The sequence below is a fragment of the Candidatus Phyllobacterium onerii genome (assembly GCF_028331445.1).
GTDB lineage: Bacteria > Pseudomonadota > Alphaproteobacteria > Rhizobiales > Rhizobiaceae > Phyllobacterium > Phyllobacterium onerii.
In genome coordinates this window covers 411,457-435,810 of the sequence record NZ_JAQMHX010000001.1, presented here as the reverse complement: position 1 = coordinate 435,810, position 24,354 = coordinate 411,457, and the positions used below count along the sequence as shown (strand labels likewise).

The 24,354-nt window shown below is 57.1% G+C and carries 23 protein-coding genes; 4 read left to right on the top strand and 19 right to left on the bottom strand.

The genetic code is table 11. The features are described from left to right. The 9 genes from PHA01_RS02130 to aroC form a co-directional block, all read right to left on the bottom strand. On the bottom strand, positions 1-1,230 hold the full coding sequence (locus tag PHA01_RS02130) for a class I SAM-dependent RNA methyltransferase (RefSeq protein ID WP_271893044.1): 1,230 nt from the start codon (positions 1,228-1,230) through the stop codon (positions 1-3). Positions 1,231-1,236: 6 nt separating this feature from the next. After that, entirely contained in the window at positions 1,237-1,980 is a 744-nt protein-coding gene (locus PHA01_RS02125; RefSeq protein WP_271893042.1) for a TlyA family RNA methyltransferase, read from the bottom strand. Positions 1,981-1,985: 5 nt separating this feature from the next. Then, complete coding sequence (gene dxs / locus PHA01_RS02120; RefSeq protein WP_271893040.1) at positions 1,986-3,905, bottom strand: 1-deoxy-D-xylulose-5-phosphate synthase; 1,920 nt, start codon at positions 3,903-3,905, stop codon at positions 1,986-1,988. A 75-nt stretch (positions 3,906-3,980) separates the two neighbouring features. Next, complete coding sequence (locus PHA01_RS02115) at positions 3,981-4,919, bottom strand: pirin family protein (RefSeq protein WP_271893037.1); 939 nt, start codon at positions 4,917-4,919, stop codon at positions 3,981-3,983. A gap of 69 nt (positions 4,920-4,988) precedes the next feature. Then, on the bottom strand, positions 4,989-5,243 hold the full coding sequence (locus tag PHA01_RS02110) for an exodeoxyribonuclease VII small subunit (RefSeq protein WP_262293924.1): 255 nt from the start codon (positions 5,241-5,243) through the stop codon (positions 4,989-4,991). A gap of 3 nt (positions 5,244-5,246) precedes the next feature. Then, positions 5,247-6,173: a histone deacetylase family protein gene (locus tag PHA01_RS02105; RefSeq protein ID WP_271893034.1), complete on the bottom strand. Its 927-nt coding sequence runs from the start codon at positions 6,171-6,173 to the stop codon at positions 5,247-5,249. Between the two features lie 121 nt (positions 6,174-6,294). Beyond that, entirely contained in the window at positions 6,295-7,578 is a 1,284-nt protein-coding gene (locus PHA01_RS02100; RefSeq protein ID WP_271893032.1) for a cystathionine gamma-synthase family protein, read from the bottom strand. A gap of 104 nt (positions 7,579-7,682) precedes the next feature. Then, positions 7,683-8,786, bottom strand: a complete 1,104-nt coding sequence (gene ribB / locus PHA01_RS02095; RefSeq protein WP_112527301.1) for a 3,4-dihydroxy-2-butanone-4-phosphate synthase — start codon at positions 8,784-8,786, stop codon at positions 7,683-7,685. 16 nt (positions 8,787-8,802) lie between these two features. Further along, positions 8,803-9,897, bottom strand: a complete 1,095-nt coding sequence (aroC, locus tag PHA01_RS02090; protein ID WP_271893028.1) for a chorismate synthase — start codon at positions 9,895-9,897, stop codon at positions 8,803-8,805. A 169-nt stretch (positions 9,898-10,066) separates the two neighbouring features. On the opposite strand from aroC, the gene PHA01_RS02085 reads away from it, so the two are divergent. Beyond that, complete coding sequence (locus PHA01_RS02085) at positions 10,067-10,321, top strand: DUF1344 domain-containing protein (RefSeq protein ID WP_112527297.1); 255 nt, start codon at positions 10,067-10,069, stop codon at positions 10,319-10,321. On the opposite strand, the gene PHA01_RS02080 is transcribed toward PHA01_RS02085, so the two are convergent. From PHA01_RS02080 to PHA01_RS02065, 4 genes are all read right to left on the bottom strand, one after another. Next, positions 10,322-10,912 (bottom strand): histidine phosphatase family protein, encoded by a 591-nt coding sequence (locus PHA01_RS02080; protein WP_271893910.1) that lies wholly within the window; start codon positions 10,910-10,912, stop codon positions 10,322-10,324. A 13-nt stretch (positions 10,913-10,925) separates the two neighbouring features. After that, positions 10,926-11,744, bottom strand: coding sequence for an enoyl-ACP reductase FabI (fabI, locus tag PHA01_RS02075; RefSeq protein WP_114432770.1), 819 nt, complete (start codon positions 11,742-11,744; stop codon positions 10,926-10,928). 92 nt (positions 11,745-11,836) lie between these two features. Continuing rightward, positions 11,837-12,760 carry a J domain-containing protein gene (locus tag PHA01_RS02070; RefSeq protein ID WP_271893023.1) on the bottom strand — a complete coding sequence of 308 codons (924 nt, stop codon included), beginning with the start codon at positions 12,758-12,760 and terminating at the stop codon, positions 11,837-11,839. A gap of 125 nt (positions 12,761-12,885) precedes the next feature. Continuing rightward, positions 12,886-13,236 (bottom strand): RT0821/Lpp0805 family surface protein, encoded by a 351-nt coding sequence (locus PHA01_RS02065; RefSeq protein WP_271893021.1) that lies wholly within the window; start codon positions 13,234-13,236, stop codon positions 12,886-12,888. A gap of 170 nt (positions 13,237-13,406) precedes the next feature. Between PHA01_RS02065 and pdxH the strand changes: the two genes are divergently transcribed. After that, a complete protein-coding gene (gene pdxH, locus PHA01_RS02060; RefSeq protein WP_271893019.1) occupies positions 13,407-14,018 on the top strand; it encodes a pyridoxamine 5'-phosphate oxidase in 612 nt (203 codons plus the stop codon). Here pdxH and PHA01_RS02055 read toward each other — a convergent pair. Beyond that, positions 14,015-14,767, bottom strand: coding sequence for a crotonase/enoyl-CoA hydratase family protein (locus tag PHA01_RS02055; protein WP_271893017.1), 753 nt, complete (start codon positions 14,765-14,767; stop codon positions 14,015-14,017). The genes pdxH and PHA01_RS02055 overlap by 4 nt on opposite strands. Before the next feature lie 8 nt (positions 14,768-14,775). Next, positions 14,776-16,551 carry an acyl-CoA dehydrogenase family protein gene (locus PHA01_RS02050; protein WP_271893015.1) on the bottom strand — a complete coding sequence of 592 codons (1,776 nt, stop codon included), beginning with the start codon at positions 16,549-16,551 and terminating at the stop codon, positions 14,776-14,778. A gap of 246 nt (positions 16,552-16,797) precedes the next feature. On the opposite strand from PHA01_RS02050, the gene PHA01_RS02045 reads away from it, so the two are divergent. Further along, positions 16,798-17,967: a glycoside hydrolase family 25 protein gene (locus tag PHA01_RS02045; RefSeq protein WP_271893013.1), complete on the top strand. Its 1,170-nt coding sequence runs from the start codon at positions 16,798-16,800 to the stop codon at positions 17,965-17,967. Here PHA01_RS02045 and purD read toward each other — a convergent pair. Continuing rightward, entirely contained in the window at positions 17,962-19,242 is a 1,281-nt protein-coding gene (purD, locus tag PHA01_RS02040) for a phosphoribosylamine--glycine ligase (protein ID WP_271893011.1), read from the bottom strand. The genes PHA01_RS02045 and purD overlap by 6 nt on opposite strands. Positions 19,243-19,377: 135 nt before the next feature. Between purD and ubiA the strand changes: the two genes are divergently transcribed. Then, positions 19,378-20,373 (top strand): 4-hydroxybenzoate octaprenyltransferase, encoded by a 996-nt coding sequence (gene ubiA, locus PHA01_RS02035; RefSeq protein ID WP_271893009.1) that lies wholly within the window; start codon positions 19,378-19,380, stop codon positions 20,371-20,373. 667 nt (positions 20,374-21,040) lie between these two features. Here the strand turns inward: ubiA and PHA01_RS02030 are convergent. From PHA01_RS02030 to PHA01_RS02020, 3 genes are all read right to left on the bottom strand, one after another. Continuing rightward, positions 21,041-21,613: a DUF6101 family protein gene (locus PHA01_RS02030; protein ID WP_271893007.1), complete on the bottom strand. Its 573-nt coding sequence runs from the start codon at positions 21,611-21,613 to the stop codon at positions 21,041-21,043. A gap of 220 nt (positions 21,614-21,833) precedes the next feature. Then, positions 21,834-23,249: an FAD-binding oxidoreductase gene (locus PHA01_RS02025; RefSeq protein WP_271893005.1), complete on the bottom strand. Its 1,416-nt coding sequence runs from the start codon at positions 23,247-23,249 to the stop codon at positions 21,834-21,836. Then, complete coding sequence (locus tag PHA01_RS02020) at positions 23,246-24,238, bottom strand: L-threonylcarbamoyladenylate synthase (RefSeq protein WP_271893003.1); 993 nt, start codon at positions 24,236-24,238, stop codon at positions 23,246-23,248. The genes PHA01_RS02025 and PHA01_RS02020 overlap by 4 nt, the downstream gene beginning before the upstream one ends. Positions 24,239-24,354: the final 116 nt, after the last annotated feature.

The following is a 24,354-nucleotide window of genomic DNA, read 5'->3' as shown; positions in this document are numbered from 1 at the left end:
CTATTTTTTGCTGAGCAAAGCCACCACTTCGACGTGCGAAGACCAGAGAAACTGATCGATTGGCACGACGCGGTCGATTTTATAGCCACCCTTGATGAGGATGCTCAGGTCGCGGCCGAGGGTGACGGGGTTGCACGAGACAGCCGCAACTTTCGACACGGTGGATTTCGCGATCTCTATAGCCTGTGCTTCCGCGCCCGCACGCGGCGGGTCAAAGACGAGACCTGCGTACGGCTTCAGTTCCCGTGCCAGAAAAGGCCGCCGGAACAAATCACGGCGCTCCACCGTGACAGGCTTGAGGCCCTGCACATGCCGGATACTGCGATCCATCGCATCAACGGCGGACTGCTCGCCCTCAACAGCGTGGACGGCTGATTTCTCTGCCATCCTGAATGTGAAGGTGCCCGACCCACTAAAAAGGTCGATCGTCTTCTTTGCCTTGGCCAAATGACCTGTCAACAATGCAGACATGGCCATCTCGGCCTCCAGGGTCGCCTGGAGAAAACCGCCGGCGGGCAGGAATACTGGAACTTTGCCAAAATGAACGATAGGCTTTCGTGGCTCGACGATGATTTCGCCTTCAAAGCTCAGTCGGGCAAAATCCTTTTTGATGACCAGCGCCGTCAGCGCCTGACGTTTGGCTGCGTCGGGTGCGGCACATCCTGAAGCCATGATATCGAGGCCTGAAGCCGTCGACGTGACTGTCAGCTTGAAGGGTTTCATACCGCCGCCAAGAACGGCAACCAGTTCGCGCAGATCGTCAAGACGCGAAACGATTTCCGGCACTGTTACCGGACATTCCACGATATCTACCAGTTCGTGACTGAGATGCTTGTTGAAACCGAGTACGGCGCCCCTCTCACTCGTGCGGACGGCAAAAACGGCACGGCGACGGGTCTGCGGGGCACACGGCACAAGCGGATCGAGCGTGAACGCGAACCCTCTGCCCGCAAGCGTATCGTGGACGAGTGATCTTTTCCAATCGCGATACGCGCTGTCCTGCCAATGCTGCAAGGTGCAGCCTCCACACTCCTCAAAATGGCGGCAGGCGGGCGCAATGCGCTCCGGCGATGGTTCCAGTAGCGCCACAAGCGTAGCACGGCCATTTTCCAGCGCCACATTGGCAACCTCGCCGGGTAACGAAAACGGCACATAGGCGCTTCCCGCCGAAGTGGCGGCAATGCCGTCGCCCCCGGCGCCCATCCGTTCGATCGTTACGCGCATACTCATAAGAATTTACTTCTCAATCGTGGCTTTCAGGCCGGTCAGCAGAAACTCGCGATTGCCGTCGCCGCCCTCTATGGGCGAAGGGCAGTACCCAAGGGCTTTCCAGCCCGGCAATCCATCCAACCAGTTCCTTAGATCATTTGCGACGCGTTCACCATCCTTCGGATCGCGCAAAATGCCACCTTTGCCGATCGCTTCACGTCCGGCCTCGAATTGCGGCTTGACGAGAAGAACACAGTGGCTGCCAGGCTCTGCCAGATCCAAGGCTGGTGGCAGCGCAAGTTTTAGTGAAATGAAGCTGACGTCGGAGACGACGAGATCGACAGATTTACCGCTCAGGTGCTCGCGCAAGAGATCTCGCGCATTCAAAGTCTCGATGTTGCTGACGCGCGTATCGCGGCGCAAACTGTCGTGCAACTGGCCATGGCCAACGTCGACGGCAATGACGTGGTCCGCGCCTCTTTCCAGCAGGACCTGCGTGAACCCACCCGTCGACGCACCAATGTCGAGAGCAGTGCAACCTTTCACGTCGATGGCAAAATGATCGAGGCAGGCGACGAGCTTCAACGCTGCGCGCGAGACATAACTACTGGCGGGATCGTCAGCCAGGATTGCTGCGTCGATGGAAACCGTGGTGCCCGGCTTGGTGATGACAAAACCATTGACTTGCACCGTACCGCGTATAATGGCGTCGCGCGCCCGTGACCTGCTAGCAAAAAGCCCCTTATCAACCAGAAGCTGATCGAGCCGCATCAACGTTACGCGCGGGCTGGCGAAATAATGTGCTCGCGACCAAGTGCGCCAAAGACAGTTCGCACGATGCCTGCACTGTCGAGACCTGAACGGGCATACATTGCTTCGGGTTTGGCGTGGTCGAGATAGAGGTCAGGCAATGTCAATGTGCGGACACGAAGGCCGTTATCCAGCAACCCGTCGCGGCTCAAGAAATGCAGAACGTGTGAGGCAAAGCCCCCGATGGCCCCCTCCTCCACCGTAACGAAGACCTCGTGTTCTCGCGCCAGACGACGAATCAAATCCTCGTCCAACGGCTTGGCAAACCGTGCGTCGGCAACGGTCGTCGAAAGGCCAGCAGCATCGAGTTCTTCGGCTGCAGCCAAACATTCTTGCAGGCGGGTGCCAAACGAGAGCAATGCGATCTTCGACCCTTCACGGACAACCCGGCCTTTGCCAATCTGCAGAATCTTTCCCCGCTCGGGCAAATCGATACCGACGCCGTCACCGCGAGGATAGCGAAACGAGATCGGCCCTTCATCATACTCAGCCGCCGTTCGCACCATATGGCGCAACTCGGCCTCATCAGCTGCGGCCATGACGACAAAGCCCGGCAACGCAGCCAGGAAACCCGTATCGAATGAGCCGGCATGGGTCGCGCCGTCAGCACCGACCAGCCCCGCCCGATCTATGGGAAAGCGTACCGGCAGGTTCTGCAGTGACACATCATGTACCACCTGGTCGTAACCACGCTGCAGAAACGTCGAATAGATCGCGGCGAACGGCTTTAACCCTTCGCTTGCCAGACCAGCGGCGAAGGTCACTGCGTGCTGTTCCGCGATACCAACATCGAAGGTGCGTTCAGGAAAAACCTCCCCAAAAAGATCGAGACCGGTTCCGCCCGGCATCGCTGCCGTTACGGCTACGATCCTGTCGTCGTGGCGCGCTTCCTCGATCAGGCTCGTGGCAAAGACCTTCGTATAGCTTGGCGCGTTGGCGGGCGGCTTCGCCTGCGCTCCGGTGATGACGTCGAATTTGTTAACACCGTGATATTTGTCCGCAGCTGCCTCCGCCGGAGCGTAGCCCTTGCCCTTTTGGGTAACGACATGGATCAGAACCGGGCCGTCCATCGTATCGCGGACATTCTTCAATACAGGCAACAGATGGTCGAGATTGTGCCCGTCGATCGGTCCGACGTAGTAGAAGCCCAGCTCTTCGAACATGGTTCCGCCGGTCCAGAAGCCACGCGCATATTCTTCCGACAGGCGCGCCTTTTCCTGCAGGAATTTCGGCAGTTTCTTGGCAAGCTGCTTGGCGGTTTCGCGAAATGAACGGTAAGCACGCCCGGAGACAAGGCGCGCCAGATAGGCGCTCATAGCGCCAGTCGGAGGTGCAATCGACATATCGTTATCGTTGAGAATGACAATGAGACGAGCATCGAGAGCTCCAGCATTGTTCATCGCCTCATAGGCCATGCCTGCCGACATCGCTCCATCGCCTATCACCGAGATCACATTGCGCTTCGTGCCGGAAAGATCGCTGGCAACCGCCATTCCTAGCCCTGCGGAAATGGAGGTGGACGAATGGGCAGCGCCGAAGGGGTCGTACTCGCTTTCGCTGCGCTTGGTAAATCCGGAAAGCCCGCCCTCCTGCCGCAGGGTGCGGATACGATCTCGCCGGCCGGTTAATATCTTGTGCGGATAGGCCTGATGGCCGACGTCCCAGATGATCCGGTCATGCGGCGTATCGAAAACGTGATGCAGGGCGACTGTTAGTTCGACGACACCAAGCCCGGCGCCGAGATGGCCACCCGTGGTCGAAACCGCATCAATCAGTTCGGTACGCAGTTCCTGCGTCAGTTGAGGCAGATCGGATTCCGGCAGTTGGCGCAAATCCAAAGGAACTTTAACGCGATCAAGCAGTGGTGTTTCAAAATTCTTGGCCAAAGCGCAGGTTCCAATTCCAAGCTCAATTCTTGCCGTTCCCTAAAGGAAAACCAGCCGACCAGCAAGAAGCTGAGTCTACCGCTCCATGGGTCGGTTTTCAGGCAGCGGTATGAATTCTTCCTCGTCGCCAGGAACGATATCGAAACGGCCCGTGCGCCATTCCTCTTTTGCCTGCTCGATCCGCTCTTGGGATGAAGACACGAAATTCCACCAGATATAGCGCTTGGACGGCAGAGCAGCACCTCCAAACAGCATGAAGTGCGCGCCTTGCGGTGCACGGACAATGATCTCGTCACCGGCGCGAAACACCAACAGACGGTCCGCCGGGAAGTTCTCTCCTGCAACTTCTACCGAGCCATCCAGCGTATAGATGGCCCGCTCCTCGGCAATGTTAGCTGGCAACTGGATATGGCTCCCTGGGTCAAGCCGAACGTCCACGTACAGCGTCTCCGCATGCTGTTTGACAGGAGAACCAGCACCATGAAACTTGCCCATGACAATACGCGCCTCCATACCTGCTTCGCGCAGTACCGGCAGTTCACCTACGCCTGTATTGGCAAAGGCTGGATTGATTTCCTCCAGATGATCTGGCAGCGCGAGCCAGGTCTGCAGCCCCGAAATCGGCAACGGCTCGGTCCGCAACTCCTCCGGTGAACGTTCTGAATGAACGATTCCGCGGCCCGCCGTCATAAGATTGACGTCACCAGGTTTGATGACCATCTCCGTGCCGAGGCTGTCGCGATGGCGTATGTTCCCGTCGAAAAGATAGGTGACAGTCGAAAGGCCGATATGTGGATGCGGCCGCACATCAAGCGCGTCGGTTGGGCGAAGGATTGCCGGGCCCATTCGGTCGAAGAAAATGAAGGGTCCGACGAGTCGGCGCTTGGCGCTCGGCAGGGCACGCCGAACTTCGAGCCCACCAATATCGCTGGTGCGCGGGATAATTAGCGTCTCGATTGCATCGATTGCTGATAAGTCACCTATCTTGGGATCTGGGCAGGGGGAAAAACTCATGCGCGCTACTCCGGAAGTGTCTATGCCTTAGCATAGCGGTTGACCGCCGTGCTGAACAGCGTTGGTGCCTCACTCCGGATCGAGCGGCTCTGTGCCGACGGGTTCACCGTTACGGCCAAGGCGGATTTTCTGCACTTTGTCTTCAGCGGCGCTCAAGAGAGTATCGCAATGTTTCTTGAGGGCTTCGCCCCGCTCATAGATCCGGATCGATTGTTCCAGTGGTACGTCACCACGTTCGAGATCATCGACTATTTTTTCCAGCTGATCGAGCGCTTGCTCGAAGCTCATGGCAGCGATATCGGAATTGTTCTGTACATCGGCCATGCTTCAGCCTCCCATCAAGCGTCTAATATGCGCGCCCGCCGAGAGCGACATACCCTTGAGGTCGTAACCGCCTTCCAGAAGGCTGACAAGGCGGTTTGACGCATAGCTCCCAGCTCTTTCCATCAGGGTCCCGGTCGCCCAGTCAAAATCGTCCTCGTTCAGATTTATTTCCGCCAACGGGTCGCGGTGATGGGCATCGAAACCGGCAGAAACGATAATCAGCTCGGGCCGAAACTCATCGATAGCGGGGAGAATACGCGTGTTGAATGCTTCTCTGAAATGGTCGCTACCAGTTTGCGCGCTGAGAGGCGCATTGATGATATTGCCAGCACCAGTTTCGTCCTTGGCTCCGGTGCCAGGATAGAGGGGCATCTGATGCGTCGAACAATAGAGCACCGACGGATCATCCCAGAAAATGTCCTGCGTACCATTGCCGTGATGCACGTCCCAATCGACGATTGCAACACGTTCGACGCCATGAGCTTTTTGGGCGTGCCTGGCGGCGATCGCGGCGCTGTTGAACAGACAAAAGCCCATGGCTTTGTCCCGCTCTGCATGGTGGCCGGGGGGACGCGAAGCCACGAAGACATTGTCCGCGACACCGGTGAATACGTCATCCACAGCGGCGTTCGCTGCGCCGATTGCGGTCAACACCGCTTCCCAGCTCTTGGGGCTCACAGTCGTATCCGAATCGACTCGCGCCAGCCCTTCTTCTGGGACGGTATTGCGGACACGTTCAATAAACGTTTGGGGATGCGCATAAAGGATGGTTGTTTCGTCGCCCGTTGGTGCCTGGACACGGTCCAGTGCATCGAAGGCGCTATCCTCCAGCACCTTGTTGAGCGCACGCAATCGATCCGGCCGTTCGGGATGCCCCGGAGGTGTCAAATGTTCCAGATAAATCGGATGCGAATAAAGACGAGTTACCATGAAAGCTTTCTGCAACAGCAAAAGGGCATGAGCATGACCAGGCGGGCCGTATTAAATTGCACTAGCTACTCGCTGTTGTACAAGAGACAAGTCAGCGAATTCTACCGCACGTGTTGATTGCTCAAGCGATGCTTAATGCCTGCGTGAGATCGGCAATCAAGTCATCCGGATGTTCGATGCCGATCGACAATCTTATTGTTGAATCCAGCACGCCAATGCGCTGGCGCACGTCAATGGGGACGCCCGAGTGAGTCATCGTTGCCGGATGGCTGGCCAGCGATTCCGTACCCCCAAGGCTCACGGCCAGTTTCAGTATCTGCAATGCGTTGAGGAACTTGAAGGCCGCCGGCTGTCCACCCACGATGTCAAATGAGAAGGTCGAGCCAGCTCCAGTGCATTGAGCGGCAAACGTTTTACCAAGGGGTGAAGACGCGTCGTGGTACGGCAGATAGTGTATCTTCTCGACCTTCGGATGATCCCGAAGGAAATTGGCAATAGCCAAGGCGTTGTTGTCGGCCTTTTCCATGCGAATACTGAGGGTTTCGAGCGAGCGCCCGAGCATCCAGCAGGAATGAGGATCGAGTTGCGTGCCGATCGCGCCACGCAGCGCTTTGACCTGTTTCATCACGGCTCTTGATCCGAGCGCTGCTCCCGCAATCAAATCGGAGTGGCCGCCGACATATTTTGTCAGCGAATACAGCGAAATATCCGCGCCGTGCTCGATGGGCCGTTGGAATACCGGTCCAAGCAACGTGTTGTCGCAGGCGATTATCGGGCGGTGGCCCTGCTTTTCGCCAATGGCCTCGGCGATCCGGCGGATCATTGCCACATCGACCAAGCTGTTGGTTGGATTGGCAGGCGTTTCGATCAGGATCACGGAGACACGGCCCTTCTGCATTGCCTGGTCAGCGGCAGCTTGTACCGAAGCTTCGTTCACGCCATCGGCGAAGCCGACCGCTGCAACGCCCATGTTGAGGAACGTCTTGGCGAGCAGCGTTTCGGTGCCGCCATAGAGCGGCTGCGAGTGCAGGATCGAGTCGCCCGGACGGACGAATGCAAACAGGGTCGTGGCAATCGCCGACATTCCCGAGGAAAAAACCGCACAGCTTTCCGTGCGCTCATAGACGGCAAGCCGGTCCTCAACGATTTCGCTATTGGGATGATTAAAACGTGAGTAGACCAGACCAGCCGCCGTACCGGCCGGCGGTTCCTTGCGACCAGAGACAAAATCGAAGAAATCCCGGCCTTCTTCAGCGGACTTGAATACGAAGGTCGAGGTCAAGAATACAGGTGGTTTGACAGCCCCCTCGGACAGTTCCGGGTCGTAGCCGTAGTTCAGCATCAGCGTCTCAGGATGCAGTTCATGATTGCCGATATGTGTCTTGGAGGGATGGGGAGCGGTCATGGCAGTGTCCTCGCTGAATGAACCTATCCAGCGAGATTATAGCAAATCCAACGACCATTCCTTGCTATTTTGCAGCGGCCTTCGCAACAAGCGAGAGCCAGTTTTCAAATAATATCGGTCTTGGTGATCTGGATGCCGAAGCCTTCGAGCCCGACATAGTGCCGTTCGCGCGAAGACAATAAGCGTATCGATGTGATGCCGAGATCCTTCAATATCTGGGCACCAAGCCCGATCTGACGCCATTCCTCTTCGCGCACGCGCGCTTCCGCATGGACTTCGCGCTCCTGCAATGCTGCACGATTGCGGTCATCATCCCGGCCAACACCGACCGATCCTTCGCGCAGATAGACAATAACTCCGCGCTTTTCCTCGGCGATGCGCTTCATGATACTGTCCAGCGTATTGCGGGCGCCGAATACATCGCTCAGCACATCCTCACGCTGCAGGCGAACGGGAACATCCTCGCCATCGCGAATATCGCCATAGACGATCGCGGCATGGTGCATCGGCTCCCAAGGCAGCGCGTATGTTATTGCCTTGGCGCGTCCGGCGCAGGTATCGATCTCATACTCGCCAATTCGCTCGATCAGGGTTTCCTTGCGCTGGCGATAGGCAATGAGATCGGCGACCGTTACCTGGTGCAGCTTATGAGTTTCGGCAAAGCTTGCAACCTGCGGACCGCGCATAACCGAACCGTCGTCGTTCACCAACTCGCAAATAACCCCGACAGGCGGCAGTCCCGCCAGCTTGCAAAGATCAACAGCGGCCTCTGTATGGCCGGAACGCATCAGTACGCCCCCTTCGCGGGCCACCAGCGGAAAAATATGACCGGGACGCACGAAATCGATAGCACCGGCATTTGGATTGGCAAGGTTTCTGGCTGTCAACGTGCGATCTTCAGCCGAGATACCCGTCGTCGTCCCATGTTTGTAGTCGACAGTGACAGTAAACGCCGTCGAATGGGGCGCATCATTGTCCGCCACCATTGGCGCGAGATTCAAACGTTTGGCGTGCTCACGGGTCATCGGCGTGCAGACAATGCCTGAAGTGTGGCGAACGATAAAGGCCATCTTTTCGGGCGTACAGTGAACTGCGGCGACGATCAGATCGCCTTCGTTCTCGCGGCCGTCATCGTCCATGACAACCACGATTTCACCGCGTTCGAAAGCGCGTAGGGCATCGACGACCCGTTTTTGATTATAGGCCATATGAGCGTCCCCTTGCTTAGATACGGCCCGTCTGGCCGCGATGTCTGAGATAATGATCTGCGATGGCGCACGCCACCATTGCTTCACCGATCGGCACGGCACGGATACCGACACATGGGTCATGTCTGCCCTTGGTCATGATATCGACTTGATTGCCATCCGCATCAATACTCCGGCGCGGCGTCAAAATCGATGATGTCGGCTTGACGGCAAAGCGCGCGACGATCGGTGCGCCGCTGGAAATGCCGCCCAGAATCCCACCGGCATGGTTGGACAGGAAAATTGGCTTTCCGTCGTTCCCCATGCGCATTTCGTCAGCGTTTTCTTCACCGGTGAGTCTGGCAGTGTCGAAACCATCGCCAATCTCTACGCCTTTCACGGCATTGATCGACATGAGGTAGCTGGCGATATCCTGATCAAGCTTGCCGTAGACCGGAGCACCGAGACCTGTAGGAACGTTCTCCGCCACCACTTCAACAACAGCACCGATAGATGAACCAGCCTTGCGAATGCCATCCAGATAGTCCGCGAATATGTCGACCGATCCCGGATCCGGTGTGAAGAATGGATTGTTGTTCACCTCATCCCAATCCCAGCGGCCGCGGTCGATGGTATGTATTCCCATCCCAACCAGCGCTCCACGCACGACGAGACCGGGCACCACCTTCCGCGCTATGGCGCCAGCGGCAACGCGCGCAGCGGTTTCTCGTGCCGAAGACCGCCCACCGCCCCGGTAGTCGCGGATTCCATATTTGATATCATAGGTATAATCGGCGTGACCTGGGCGATACTGGCGAGCAATATCCCCATAATCCTTCGAGCGCTGATCGGTGTTCTCGATCATCATCGAGATCGGCGTCCCCGTCGAAATCATGGTAAGGCCGTCATCTTGTAGCATAACGCCGGAAAGCACGCGGACCTGATCAGGCTCACGACGTTGCGTCGTGTATTTCGACTGCCCGGGCCTGCGCTTATCGAGATACGACTGGATCTCCGCCTCTGTGAAGGAAATACCCGGAGGGCAGCCATCGACCACGCATCCAAGCGCAATTCCATGGCTTTCACCCCATGTGGTGACGCGAAAAAGATGACCGAAAGTATTGTGCGACATAAGCGTATCCGACGTTTTGTCAGGGGGTTTTATGAGCGTTTACTCCTGTGGTCAAACCCGCCGTTGAAATTCCTTTATCCCACACGAAAAAAGCAATTGTTTTGCCACAAATGGAAGCTCTAACTTGCGTCATTGACCGGCATACAGATTTGATAATAGGGGAATTCAAATGCGCTTCATCGTAGCAACGTTCATGTTCATCGCCTCCCTGCTTCCGGTCGGCGCTCTTGCGGACGATGCGCAAGGTACAATCACCAAGATCGATGAAGACAATTCGACCATTACCCTCGACGATGGCAAGGTCTATAAATTGCCCGGCGAATTTGACCTGAGCGTTATCGAGCAGGGTATGAAGGTTACGTTGATGTTCGACGTGGTCAACAAGGAACGCTTCATTACCGACATCGAAGAGACCACGGAATAGCTACAGCCAGGTAAGGTGGCCATCCTCCAGACGCAGAAGTTGATCCTGTGTGATAAGAAGATTGGCAGCATCGTGGCCGTCAAGTTTCTCGACCATACGGAATATCGTTCTCAGGCAACCGCCATGGGTTACGCAAACCGTGGGTCCCTTTATCTCGGCTAACCAACTTGCAACACGAACACTCAATGTCGCATAGCTCTCGGCGGTGTCCCCCGGTGGGACGAAATTCCACTTGTCCCGCCCCCGTTCTTCTACAAGCTCCGGCGTCTTGGCTGCGATGTCTTCAATCATGAAGCCCTGCCAATCTCCGAAACTCACTTCCATCAGGCGTGGATCGGTATGGTAGTTCTTGGGATCGAGACCCATGCGGGTACGGATTCGCTCCATTGTATCGCGCGTGCGCCGCAAGGGGCTGGCAACGAATTCGAAGCCGGCCCCGTCGCCGATCAATGATTTCAGAAGATCACCATTGCGATCGGCCTGGGCACGGCCACGCGCATTCATATCGACATCTGCTTGGCCTTGAATGCGCTCCGCGACGTTCCAATCCGTCTCGCCATGACGCGAAAAGTAGATCACCGAGCCAGGCAGAATCACTTGAAATTCAATCCTTGACGACAGAGATATCCGGTGCGTCGACTGCTTTCATTCCTACGACATGATAACCGCTATCAGCGTGGTGGATCTCGCCTGTGACGGAGCGCGACAAGTCAGAAAGGAAATAAAGACCAGCGTCGCCGACTTCCTCGATCGTCACGGTACGCCGCAGCGGTGCGTTGTACTCGTTCCACTTCAGGATGTAGCGGAAATCACCGATGCCGGATGCGGCAAGGGTTTTGATCGGACCTGCGGAAATTGCGTTGACCCGAATATTGTCCGGGCCAAGATCGACAGCCAGATATTTGACGCTCGCCTCAAGCGCTGCCTTGGCAACGCCCATGACATTATAGTTCGGCATGACCTTTTCTGCACCGTAGTACGTCAGCGTCAGGATAGAGCCGCCGTCCGTCATCAGCTTTTCCGCCCGCTTGGCAACCGCCGTTAGCGAAAAGACGGAAATCAGCATCGTCTTTGTGAAATTGGCTTCCGATGTGTCGACGTAGCGACCCGTGAGTTCATCCTTGTCGGAGAAACCGATCGCGTGGACCAGAAAATCGATCTTGCCCCAATGCTGCTCAAGCGCAGCAAAGCAGGCGTCGATGGTCGACGCATCGGAAACATCGCAATGTCCGCATAAAAAAGCGCCGAGTTCCTGTGCAAGGGGCTCGACGCGCTTTTTCAAAGCATCGCCCTGATAGGTAAATGCAAGTTCGGCACCTGCGTCGTGCGCTGCCTTGGCAATGCCCCAGGCAATCGACCGATTGTTGGCGACACCCATTATAAGGCCGCGTTTACCCTGCATCAAACCAGTTTTGGCGGTCATATACCAACCCTTCATGAGACTTATGATTGATGTGGGGTATCGCACAGCCCGCGCCGGGCTTCAAGCGCGGTATCTAATCTGGTTTTGGATTTTCAATGACTGGAATCGCGTAAAAAGGCTTCCAAAGCTGGATCCCCATGTTCCGGCAACATGATGCGGACGTGAGCGAACAGATCGCCATGGCCATCTGGCTTCTTTGGCAAACCCTTGCCTTTCAACCGTAAAACCCTATCGGAACTGGTCCACGGCGCGACTTTGACCGCTACGCGGCCATTGAGGGTTTCGACTTCCTGCCGCGAACCGAGGGCAGCGTCGCTCAACGAAACCGGAAGTTCGACATGAAGGTCTCTTCCCTCGACCCGAAATTTCGGATGCGGTTTGAACCGCACTGTGACTAAAGCATCACCAGCGGTGCCACCAGGAACGGCTTCTCCCTGTCCTTTCAAGCGAATCGTTTGACCGTTTTCCACCTGTGCGGGCAGTTTGATCGCCAGCCTCTTGCCGTTGGGAAATATTGCTTCAACCTTTTCGGCGCCCGCTGCCTGCTCAAGGCTGATATCTATAGTTGCCTGTAAGTCCGCACCTTTGCGTGGCCCCGCGCGACGCGTGGCCCCGCCAAAGCCGCCCATGCCGCCGGTCTCGCCAAACAGGCTGCTCAGTATGTCTTCGGCACCAAGGCCAGATGTACCGCCGCTACGGAACTCGAAACCGCCCGGGCGACGCCCGCCGCCGAAACCGGCAAACGGGTCGCCGCCGGCGCTCGAGTAACCTTCAAAACCCTGCGGTGCGCGCTGCTTGCCTTCGGCATCGATCTCGCCCCTGTCAAACTGGCCGCGACGTTCCTTGTCACCAACAATTTCGTAAGCCTGATTGATTTCGGAGAAGTTTGCCTGTGCTTTCGGGTCATCCTGATTTTGGTCGGGATGATACTTCTTCGCGAGTTTGCGAAACGCCGATTTAATTTCCTCGGGCTTCGCCGTCTTGGCGACGCCCAACACGCTATAGGGATCGCGCATGTGTCTGCCTTTCTTCGCAACGGAGCGAGATGTCTTGGGATTCCGCTGCTATATGCTCACGAATAGGAAGAAATTCCAGAGATTTGAGACGAAAAAGTTGAAAAATGGCCCAGATTCTTCATGTGCTACATAGGCGCGAAAGATTTCAACGTCCACTGCCCGCCATTTTGCATGCAGGTCTCGCCCTTGTAAATCATGACCCCGTCAAATGACTCGCGCGAAGTCTGGAACTCGCGGCAAAGACCGGCGTCGTCTTTCTTTTCAGCAATGGTCGTTATTGTACCTTGGCTGCCCGTCTCGGGATTCGACCAAGGAACCGGCTTGTTGCCCCATTGGGTGAAATTCAGCGCCGAGACGATGTTGCGCACTGTCAATTGGTCTGACGAGCCCTTGGCGTCGACAGGTTGTGCAGGAGCGACCGACCCTGTTACTGTTGCCTGGTCTGGAGCCGCTTTCTCGATGCTGAAATCGTTCATGGCGCAGCCCGACAACAAGCAAAGGGCAACACCAACGGCAAAGCCCGGATAAGGCCCGTGCCAATGCTGTTTTTTTGCACCAAATTTCTTGCTATCAGATCGTAGAAACGCCAAACACATATCTCTCTTTAACAAGGTCAATCCGAAATGACTATGGGACTATGGATTAAATGAAGTTAACAACAGATGACTTCACGGAGAATTCCGAGCCGTTCGCGCTTTTCGATGAATGGCTGGCGGAGGCGAGTAAGACCGAACCCAATGATCCCAATGCTGTAGCGCTGGCAACAGTGGACAACGAAGGATTGCCAGATGTCCGCATGGTTCTCCTTAAGGGATTCGACAGCCAAGGCTTTGTTTTCTATACAAATTTTGAGAGCCAAAAGGGTCAGGAAATTCTGGGATCCATGAAAGCGGCGATGTGCTTTCACTGGAAATCTCTTCGTCGTCAAGTCCGTATTCGCGGGCCTGTCGAGATCGTCAGCAGAGAAGAGGCCGACGCCTACTATGCAACGCGCCCTCGCGGTAGTCGTATCGGCGCCTGGGCATCAAAACAATCTCGTCCCCTTGAAAGCCGGTTTGCGCTGGAAAAGGCCGTCGCCGAATACACTGCACGTTATCCAATTGGTGAAATTCCCAGACCCGACTATTGGTCGGGGTTTCGCATTCGACCAACATCTATCGAGTTCTGGCAGGATCGGCCGTTTCGCTTGCATGACCGGGTGGTCTTCAGCCGCCTGACGCCGGAAGGCGACTGGGGCAAGACAAGGCTCTATCCTTAGCCTTTCTTTCGCGTGAGAAAGGCCATCAACGCGCCCCGCGCCTCCTCGGACTGGAGGCGCTCGGCGAAAAATTTTGCCTCCAGCTTGATGCGTTCGACAACATCCTCTCGCGGCATCCGCAGAAGATCGCGTGAAATCTGCATGGCTTCCGGTGGCTTTGCCGCAATCTCGGCCGCCACACTCAGGACTGTGCTTTCCAGTTCCTCTGTATCGACCAGCTTGTAGACCAGCCCCGCTTCCTTGGCTTCAACCGCGTGCAATCCTTCGCCCATGGCCAGGAAAGCAAAAGCCCTTTGGTGGCCCATCAATACCGGACCCAGCAAACTGGAGCCCGCTTCCGGTACCAGTCCGAGATCGACAAAGGGCGTCTTGAAGTAAGATTGCGGTGTAGCGAACGTCAGATCGCAATGGAAATGAATCGTGGTGCCGACCCCAATCGCAAGGCCGTCCACGCCTGCCAGAAGTGGCTTCTTCGCGTTGACCAGCGCAATCAGAAAATCAATGACTTCGCTGCCCATATTGCCAGTGGTGGCAAAGGCCATGAAGTCCTGCAGGTCATTGCCGGACGAAAAGGCTCCCGGCACGCCAAAGAACACGTGGGCGCGAATCGAGGCGTCGACGTCACCGTCGACGATCGCCTTGGTCATCGTCGTATACATTGCACGGGTAAGAGCGTTCTTCTTGTCCGGCCGGTTCATGCGGATAATCTGGACAGCGCCATGGCGCTCGATTTGAATATGGTCTGACATGGATTTCCTTATGAAGCGAGGGCCGAACGCGCGTCGAGTAAACTGGCCGCACCATGAATGACGCGGTCTTTTAGCGCTGAAGTTTCGGACAGGAGGTTTTCCGCAAAGAAGCGCGCCAACGCTGTGCGTCCAGCATGCTCGCTGCCCAGTGCACCTTTTGCAAGGTATGTCGCTCCGGCAGCGAGACCGAAAAGCCGCAGATAGGGCGTCGCTCCGGCGAATGCCGCGCTGATCTCACCGCTGGCCAGCGCCTGCTGCAGCCAAAGGCTCGCCGCCTCCAGATCATCCAAACCCGCCAGCAGACGTTGCCCAGTCTGTCCGAAATCTACACTATTCGATGCCGCCACGGCCTCTGCTACGGCGCGGAGTTCAGCGATATAGGTCCTGATGTGCTCACCCTCGCCCAACTGCAATTTACGCTGGACGAGATCAACGGCCTGGATGCCATTTGTTCCTTCATAGATGGGTGCAATACGAGCGTCGCGCAGAAATTGTGCAGCGCCAGTCTCCTCAATATAACCCATCCCGCCATGGACCTGGATGCCGATCGACGCCACATCGACGCCTATATCGGTGGAAAATGCCTTGGCGACCGGCGTCAACAGATTGGCACGGTCTGCCCAGTGCTGCGCATCGTCTTCCGACGCTGTTTTTGCCATGTCGAGTGCGTGCGCGCAGGCATAAGCAATGGACCGTGCGGCCCCGGTCAAACCCTTCATCGTCAACAGGTTACGCTGCACATCCGGGTGTTCGATGATTGGGCTCATACCCTCGCCCGTCCAGCCCGGCGCGCGCATCTGACGGCGCTCCTGCGCATAGCCCAATGCCTTCTGATAAGCAGCCTCCGCCACGGCGACACCCTGAATGCCGACCGCGAGGCGTGCATTGTTCATCATGGTAAACATGCAGGCGAGCCCCCGATTTTCCTCGCCGATGAGCCAACCAATGGCGCCCGGTTCCTTGTCCTTTGCGAAACCGTCGCCGTAGATCATCGTGCAAGTGGGCGAGCCGTGAATGCCCATCTTGTGCTCGATGCCGCCACAAAAGACGTCGTTGCGAGGGCCAAGTGACCCGTCCTCCTTCACCAAAAACTTTGGCACGAGAAACAACGAAATGCCCTTGGTGCCCGCCGGTGCGTCGGGCAGGCGGGCCAGAACCATATGAACGATATTCTCTGTGAGGTCGTGCTCGCCGTAGGTGATGAATATCTTCGTGCCGAAAATGCGATAGGTACCATCATCGATGCGTTCGGCTCTGGTGCGCAGGGCGCCAACGTCGGAACCAGCCTGCGGCTCGGTGAGGTTCATCGTTCCCATCCACTCGCCGGATACGAGCTTTGGCAGATAGGTGCGCTTCAACTCGTCGGTAGCATGCGCTTCAAGCGCTTCGATGGCGCCGAGTGTCAACGTCGGTCCGATGCCGAAGGCCATCGAGCCGGAATTCCACATTTCAAACGTCGCGATCGCCAGCATCATCGGCAACCCCTGCCCGCCGAACTCGTGCGAACCGGTCAAGGCATTCCAGCCACCGGCGATCCACTCTCCGTAAACGTCTTTCCAGCCCGGCGGCATGGTAACTTCTGCATCCTCTAACGGAGTACCATACTTGTCGCCAACCTCGAGCAGCGGTGCCACACGGGTGGATGCAAATTTACCCGCTTCTTCCAGAATGGCGTCTACCAGGTCATCCGACAAATCAGCGAAACGTCCTTGCGCGATGACTTCGTCGAGTCCGGCGATTGTCTTCAGAGTATGGGCGATTTCATCGACGGGCGCGCGGTACATCGATCATGTCTCCTCATCAGCTGATGCTCGTTGCGGGCTGCACATTGCAACTTCGTGCGTGCTCGAGGCAAGCTTATTTTTACGTAAACGTAAGATATTGCTATAGTGGCTTCAAAATCCCGTTCCAGAGAAGCCATTCAGAGCGCAATTAACGGTGGCTAACCGTTTATTAACCGCGATGCGGTGACCATCATTGGGTACTATCAGATTGAGAGACTTGTTCGCGAGGTGCGAGGGAACACCCATTTGACAATCCGCGTACGTGCTTTTGCCATGTTCGTTGCCGCCCTCATGTCTGGCGGCCTCGTCCATGCGGAGTCAGAGTTCCGCTCGCCCTGGGCCAACAAAGAGCGCGCGATCATACTCGACGGATACGAACACAACTCCTTCAACCTCATGGAAATCGCCAAGGACCCGCGTGTTGCCGCCTTCATCCACAAAGGCTCCGACGGCATGCCCGCCAATTACCATTGCAACCGTATCGTCGATGCGATGCAACAGGAATTGTGCAAACGCATATGGCGCAATTATTCCGTCTCGCGCGAGCTATACCAGACGCGCCGCCAGCTCGCCAAAGCACTGGGGCTCAAATGGGGAGCCTATCATCTCGGCCGTCCCGGCAATCCTATCGAGCAGGCCAATCATTTCATCGACTACACCGATCCGGCTGACGATGAGTTGATGGCGATCGATATCGAGGACAACGACCCTAACAAGTTCATGTCATTGCAGGATGCGCAGATTTTTGCCGAGCATATCAGGTTCCGCACCGGGCGCTATCCGGTTCTGTACACGAACGGCATAACAGCGCGATATATTGCTGATCACCGTCTGGAGCTCCCCATCCTGTCACGTCTGCCGCTTTGGTACGCGCGTTATCAATCGGACATCGCTCCGCATTTTCCCAAGGGCAACTGGCAGGATTATGTGCTTTGGCAGTTCACTTCGCAGAACAATTGCACCGAGCGCCGCTGCCCCTATCGCCCGCCCGGGACCAGCCGGGACATCGACGTCAACGTCGCCGATATGACGGTGACTGAGCTGAAAAGGACGTGGCCGTTCGGTGGTCTGGTCGACGCTATCCCGCCGGACAATCTGCCAACGCCCCGCGACAAGCCGCCATACCAGCAACCCATACTGGTCGCCTCTACTGAACCTTTGCTCCCTCCGGTCAAGGGGGCGGTAGACAGCACAATAACCGCTTCGGTGGTGGAGCAGCCTAGGGGCCAACTGAGGGCTAGGACCCTCACCGTAGACGCGCTGTCTCTCGCACTCAGCCAATCGGTCTCGCGTCAGCTCGATCACTTCTATGAGACCCTGCCCTTCGGGATCACGGCCGCATGTTTGAAGAGAACCAGCATGGCAGCCGATGCGCCCGATCGCATCCGCTACCCTGCCTTGACGCCTTTCCTATAGCGCCTTTTCTCGTTCGATGGCGCGCCAGCCAATATCATGGCGGTAAAAACCCTCCGGCCAATCGATCTTCGCAATCGCGGCATAAGCTGCCTTCTGCGCTTCCTGAACCGTCTTGCCGCTTGCCGTGATGTTTAGAACCCGGCCGCCAATGGCGATCAGTTCTCCATTCCTGTCTTTAGTTCCCGCGTGGAAAATCTCGACGTTTTCATCATGGCCGGCGGTGTCAACGCCTCTTATCACGCTGCCTTTTTCCGGTGCCGCCGGGTAGCCTTTGGCAGCCATGACCACCGTCAGTGCCGGATCGTCGTTCCAGCGAACGGACATCTGATCGAGTGCGCCGTCAGCCGCGGCCTTCAGCAGCAGCAACAGATCATCCTTCAGACGCAACATCAGCACCTGCGTTTCCGGATCGCCAAACCGCGTGTTGTATTCAATCAGTTTCGGCCCGTCTCTGGTGATCATCAGGCCAGCAAACAGCACGCCACTGAAGGGTGCGCCGATCTCGGCCATGCCGCGCATCGTCGGTTCGATCAGGTCGCGCATGGTGAGGCCGATGATCGCCTGCGTCATCACCGGGGCCGGCGAATAGGCTCCCATGCCGCCAGTATTCGCGCCGGTATCGCCATCGCCAACACGCTTGTGATCCTGGGCGGTGCCGAATGGCAATGCTGTCTTCCCATCGCACAGGCAAAAGAAACTGGCCTCTTCGCCTTCAAGATATTCTTCCACAACGACTTCGGCACCAGCTCCGCCAAATGCTCCATCGAAGCAGGCGTCCACAGCATCGAGCCCTTCCTGAAGTTCGAACGCGACGACGACGCCCTTGCCTGCCGCGAGCCCATCCGCCTTGACCACGATCGGCACGCCCTCCTGGCGGATATAGGTCTTGGCCGCTTCAGCCTCAGTGAAACGCTGATACCTGCCAGTAGGAATATCGAACTGGGCGCAAAGGTCCTTGGTGAAGCCTTTCGACCCCTCAAGACGTGCGGCCATCTTTGAGGGCCCGAATACCGAAATCCCGGCGGCGCGCAGATCGTCGGCGATGCCTGCGACCAAGGGTGCTTCCGGGCCAACCACAACAAACTCAATCGACCTTTGCCGGCAGAAGGCAATGATCGCTTCGTGATCTGTCGGATCGAGTGCAACGCATTCTGCAGCGCTCGCAATGCCTGGATTGCCGGGCGCGCAATAGAGCGTCGACAACACCGGCGAGGCGGCGATCTTCCAGGCAAGAGCGTGTTCGCGGCCACCCGAACCTATCAGCAAGACGTTCATCGAATTTGAGCTCCGCTTTGAAAACTGTCGTCTCGGTATGGTGTGATGCTCTCAGGGTCAAGCGCGCACCACGGATTTGCCCTGAAAAACGCCTAAACCGCTTGACTGTATTGCCCAGCGCTGCAAGGTCAAAGCATGACTTCAGAAAAAGACATTATCCAGTCTACGCAGGCCCGCGGCAGGGTTTTCGATGCCCCGTCAGGTCATTGGGTCTACCGGACATTGCCGAACTGGCTTTGGCCCTATGCCCAGCTGGCACGCTGGGACCGGCCAATCGGTTGGTGGCTCCTGCTATGGCCGTGCTGGTGGGCGACGGCCCTCGCGGCAGCTGCCGGTGCGAAGGTCGGCACTCCGCTCTGGTCGGTGCTGCCTTCACCCTATCACTTGGTGCTCTTTCTGATCGGCGCTATCGCCATGCGGGGTGCTGGCTGCACCTATAATGACCTCGCCGACGAAGATATCGACAACAAGGTCGCACGAACGCGTTCGCGGCCGCTTCCGTCGGGTCAGGTGACCCGTAAACAGGCGAAGGTTTTTCTCGTTCTGCAGGCACTTGCGGGGTTGGCAGTCGTGGTGCAGTTCAACCTGTTCACGGTATTCCTTGCCATCGGATCATTGGTTATCGTCGCCGTATATCCTTTCATGAAGCGAATAACCAACTGGCCACAACTTGTTCTGGGACTTGCCTTTTCCTGGGGTGCGCTTGTGGGATGGTCCGCGCACTTTGGTTCGCTCGACTGGCCAGCTGTCCTGCTTTATGCAGGATCGATCCTGTGGGTCATCGGCTATGACACGATCTACGCCCACCAGGACAAGGAAGATGACGCGCTGGTTGGCGTGCATTCAACCGCCAGGCTGTTCGGCAGCCGCACCCGAGAAGCGCTGATCGTGCTTTATGGCGGCGCATTGGCCCTCTTTCTTGGAGCCTTTGCCGTGGCGGAGGTTCCGATGCCCGCGGTGGCCGGACTGCTGGCTGCGGGCGCGCATATGTATCGCCAGATCATGACACTCGACATCGATAACCCGAACGAATGCCTCAGGCTGTTCAAGTCGAATACCGTGGTTGGCTGGTTGATCTTTCTCGGCCTCGTGTTTGGTGGCTTGTGGACGGTGGTCAAGCCGCTGTTCTGAGCTTCATCCTGATTTCAAAGAACCGGGTATGGTTCCCCCTTGCCACGCCCGCTTTCGCGCCTGGCCATTGCTTGCATGCTGGGAAGACGGGCGGTCGTCGAAGCGCGTCTTTGTAGATAAGTAATGCGATCCGAAGACCGCCCGTCCGGCGTCTTTTGATCCCGTCCGTTCCGCTTGGGAGGCCTTGACGTTGGGTGAATTGCTTCACCCGTTGCCGAAAGCCCCTTTCGAAGTGCTCGTCCAGCACACGCCAGTCGTAGTACCGGCAGGGGAACCCTTGGACAGAACTTCCCCGGACAGCGGGTCCGTTACCCGCCATCGGAGGCGCCGCTCCTCTCCCCACTTCGAACGGCTCCGGAAGCAGTTCCCGTGAAGAGGACGGGAATAGAATAAGCGAGGTTTTGGGGGCGTGGATAAACAGCCACGATTTTTTTTTGGAATAACGGAAGTTATGAGAAGAACCCCTCCCTGCTGCTACGCAGCCTCCCTCCCCACAAGGGGGAGGGTGAGACCGTTGCAACTGTCATGCTGCACAGGTCAAACAGGAGGCGCTGCAGGATAAAGCGCTGTTGCCCTCCCCCTTGTGGGGAGGGAGGCTGCGTAGCAGCAGGGAGGGGGTCTTCTGGATTGCACCCAAACTTATCCCACTTCGGCGCTTTTTTGTCGGTTATTTCCCGCCCTGAGCGATGATTTCCTCGCCGCCAATCACGAGCCGCAGGCCGAGATCACCCATCTTGCGGCGAGCAAGAAAGCGTGGACGGCGGCGGCGCGGCTCGCGGCCCTGACGGCGCTCTTTTGGCGCTGCAACAGCAACCGGCCCGATGCTCTGTTCCAGCTGCCGTGCGACACCGTCTTCCTCGACCAGCATCATCGGCAGTTTGAACAGCGCCGACCAGGCACGCCAATCCGCAGCGATATCGTTGAGATCATGCGCAACCAGCAGCGGCACAGAGAGATGCGGGTCCGTGTGCATAAGTTCCAGAGTTACCGTGATATCCCCAATCTCGTCCTCAGCTGCGCGCGCTGTCACGCCGAGAAAGGCACAAGGTGGCAAGGCGAGCGAAACGGGCAGATGACTTGCCGGCAGCAAACGCTTCACCACCGCGCCGCGTTCGTGCAGCGTGAAAGTGATATCGTCACGGTCGTCGCGCGTGGCGTAAGTGACCGTCTGTGGCAGATGGAATGGGTCAAGCCGGAATTCCCGACCTGCCCAAACCGGCTTGGCTCCGGTTTTCTTCATGTGACGCCTTCTGTCGATCCTGAGAGCCGGTTTTCCGGTCTTCTCTGTATTTCCCTGTAGTGCGGACCATTTTCCGGTCTCGTTAGGGCAACAATAGGCGCCAACTCTCCCAATCCCGCTTAACGAACGGGGTTAACTCTTTCTGATTAGGTGGAATGGTTATCGAAACCCAACCGGCACCAAGATTCCGGTAAGGGGTATGAACAGATGATTGACGGAATCAGATGACTTTTCCGGGGTTCATGATACCCGCCGGATCGAAGGATTTCTTGATCCGGCGCATGAGATCGAGAGCCACCGGGGATTTCGTCTCGGAAAGCTCCCTGCGCTTCAATTGCCCGATACCATGCTCTGCGGAGATCGAACCTCCATAGGCACGGACGATATCGTGCACACTCTTGTTGACTTCGACCCAGCGATCGAGAAACGCCTGCTTGTCGGCGCCTACCGGCTGGGAAATATTATAGTGCAAATTGCCATCACCCATGTGGCCGAAGGAAACGATGCGTGCGCCCAGGATGATATCGAGAACGGCGGCGTCAGCCTCGGCGATGAAGTCAGGGATACGAGCAACCGGAACGGAAATATCATGCTTGATTGAGCCGCCTTCCGGCTTTTGGGCGTCGGACATAGCCTCCCGCATGTGCCAGAATGATTTCTCCTGCGCCGTACTTTCCGCAATCGTCGCATCTTCGACGAGACCTGCTTCGAACGCCTCGGTCAAGATCGTTTCGATGGTCTCGCGGGCATCTTCGGCCGAGCGTGACGAAGAAATATCGATCAGCACGTACCATTTGTGCGGTTGCTGCAGAGGGTTGCGTACGCCATCGGTGTGGGCGACCGAAAACTCGACGCCGATACGTGGCATCAGTTCGAAGCCGGTCAAGGACGACCCTGCATGGATCTGCGCCAGGCTCAACAGCTTCAATGCATCATCCGGACTGGCAAGACCTGCGTAGGCGACGCCCTTGCCCTTCGGCAGCGGGAAGAGCTTCATGACCGCGGCGGTGATCACGCCGAGCGTGCCTTCCGCGCCGATAAAAAGATCTTTCAGATCATAGCCGGTATTGTCTTTCTTGACGGTTCGAAGATCGTTCAGGATTTCGCCCGTGGGAAGCACAACCTCCACCCCAAGACAGAGTTCGCGCGTATTTCCGTAGGCGAGTACTGCGGTTCCACCCGCATTGGACGAGAGATTGCCGCCAATCTGGCACGAGCCCTCCGAGCCGAGTGATAGGGGAAATAAACGGCCAGCTTGTTCAGCCGCTTCCTGGAGTTTCTGCAGGACAACGCCAGCCTCGACGATGGCAAGGTTGCCCGATGTGTCGATGGAACGAATTGCGTTCAACCGGGATAGCGACAGGATGATCTGGTCGCCGCTTTCATCAGGTACCTGTCCCCCCACAAGGCCCGTATTGCCGCCTTGGGGAATAATGGCCGTGCCGGTTTCAGTCGCCAGTTTGAGAACGGCCGAAACCTCTTCAACCTGCGCCGGACGCAGCACCAACGATGTCTTGCCACCAAACTTGTCGCGCGGCTCGACGAGATAAGGTTCAATGTCCTGTTTATCGCGCAGTGCATATTTCTCACCGACAATCGCCGTAAAGCGTTCGATCAATTCCAGTGTCAGGGTCATTTTATCTGTTCCATCTCGTCAGTCGAAAGCGAGCGGGGCGCGGCAGCACGGACGAGCCGGTCATTGATGGCTTCGCCCAGTCCGCTAAAGGGAATAGGTTCAACAGCGATCACCGTGCCGCCGAAGCTATCGAGGCGTTTCATGAAGTCGAAAAGGTTGGCGGCGGCCTCGCGCAGATTGCCAGTCTCGCTAAGGTTGAGGCTGGCCGTGGCAAGTTCGGCGCGCATTGCACGCAGCGGGCCGAAAGCAAGCAAGCACTCCCCTTCCCGCACTTCAAGCACATTGAGCCGGACGCTCGCCGACGGCGCATAATGCGAAGCCATCATGCCAGGCGCCTGAATGGCGGCACGCTGATCCAGGCGTTCCAGCTTGTGGCCGATAACCGCCTCTATCTCTTCAGCAGCAAGCCCGCCCGGACGCAGCAACAGGATCGCATCCCCTTGTACTTTGACAATTGTCGATTCCAGTCCGACTTCCGATGGCCCGGCATCGAGGATGAGCGCAATCTTTTGACCAAGATCGTCGGCGACGGCTTCAGCATTCGTGCCGCTGATCTTCCCAGACGTATTGGCGCTAGGAGCCGCGAGCGGCCGATCGAGCGCGGCAATGATCTTTCCGGCAATCCCGCGCGGCATCCGCAGGGCTATGGTGTCCAGACCTGCCGCCACGAGGGGATGAATTCCCGCATCCGGCTTCAGGGGAAGGACCAGCGTGAGTGGGCCCGGCCAGAACGCATCGATCAAGCTTCGCGATAGGGGATCGATCAGGGCGTAACGTTCCGCCATGGCGATATCGGAAACATGGCAGATCAGCGGGTTGAAATGCGGCCTGCCCTTTGCTTCAAAAATTCTGGCCACTGCATCGCCATTGGTTGCGTCGGCCGCGAGCCCATAAACGGTCTCGGTCGGGATGGCGACGAGCTTGCCTTCGGCAAGCGCAGAAGCTGCCGTCAGAATTGCTTGCTCATCTGCTGCAAGGATTAGTGCCAAGGCTTTCTCCGATCGCGTGCATTGCCTACACGATGGAGAACACTTGCCGCAAGTCCAGAGCCTCTAATGCCTGATGAACACGCCGAATGACATCATGCATAAAATTGAATCCATCC

Bases quoted from the DNA above. Each gene is read 5' to 3' on its own strand.
- purD (WP_271893011.1), bottom strand. From the start codon at position 19,242: ATGAACGTCTTGCTGATAGGTTCGGGTGGCCGCGAACACGCTCTTGCC.
- aroC (WP_271893028.1), bottom strand. From the start codon at position 9,897: ATGTCGCACAATACTTTCGGTCATCTTTTTCGCGTCACCACATGGGGT.
- PHA01_RS02070 (WP_271893023.1), bottom strand. From the start codon at position 12,760: ATGCGCGATCCCTATAGCGTGTTGGGCGTCGCCAAGACGGCGAAGCCC.
- ubiA (WP_271893009.1), top strand. From the start codon at position 19,378: ATGACTTCAGAAAAAGACATTATCCAGTCTACGCAGGCCCGCGGCAGG.
- PHA01_RS02065 (WP_271893021.1), bottom strand. From the start codon at position 13,236: ATGAACGATTTCAGCATCGAGAAAGCGGCTCCAGACCAGGCAACAGTA.
- pdxH (WP_271893019.1), top strand. From the start codon at position 13,407: ATGAAGTTAACAACAGATGACTTCACGGAGAATTCCGAGCCGTTCGCG.
- PHA01_RS02050 (WP_271893015.1), bottom strand. From the start codon at position 16,551: ATGTACCGCGCGCCCGTCGATGAAATCGCCCATACTCTGAAGACAATC.
- PHA01_RS02085 (WP_112527297.1), top strand. From the start codon at position 10,067: ATGCGCTTCATCGTAGCAACGTTCATGTTCATCGCCTCCCTGCTTCCG.
- PHA01_RS02125 (WP_271893042.1), bottom strand. From the start codon at position 1,980: ATGCGGCTCGATCAGCTTCTGGTTGATAAGGGGCTTTTTGCTAGCAGG.
- PHA01_RS02030 (WP_271893007.1), bottom strand. From the start codon at position 21,613: ATGAAGAAAACCGGAGCCAAGCCGGTTTGGGCAGGTCGGGAATTCCGG.
- PHA01_RS02100 (WP_271893032.1), bottom strand. From the start codon at position 7,578: ATGACCGCTCCCCATCCCTCCAAGACACATATCGGCAATCATGAACTG.
- ribB (WP_112527301.1), bottom strand. From the start codon at position 8,786: ATGGCCTATAATCAAAAACGGGTCGTCGATGCCCTACGCGCTTTCGAA.
- PHA01_RS02025 (WP_271893005.1), bottom strand. From the start codon at position 23,249: ATGACCCTGACACTGGAATTGATCGAACGCTTTACGGCGATTGTCGGT.
- PHA01_RS02130 (WP_271893044.1), bottom strand. From the start codon at position 1,230: ATGAGTATGCGCGTAACGATCGAACGGATGGGCGCCGGGGGCGACGGC.
- PHA01_RS02055 (WP_271893017.1), bottom strand. From the start codon at position 14,767: ATGTCAGACCATATTCAAATCGAGCGCCATGGCGCTGTCCAGATTATC.
- fabI (WP_114432770.1), bottom strand. From the start codon at position 11,744: ATGACCGCCAAAACTGGTTTGATGCAGGGTAAACGCGGCCTTATAATG.
- PHA01_RS02105 (WP_271893034.1), bottom strand. From the start codon at position 6,173: ATGGTAACTCGTCTTTATTCGCATCCGATTTATCTGGAACATTTGACA.
- PHA01_RS02115 (WP_271893037.1), bottom strand. From the start codon at position 4,919: ATGAGTTTTTCCCCCTGCCCAGATCCCAAGATAGGTGACTTATCAGCA.
- PHA01_RS02110 (WP_262293924.1), bottom strand. From the start codon at position 5,243: ATGGCCGATGTACAGAACAATTCCGATATCGCTGCCATGAGCTTCGAG.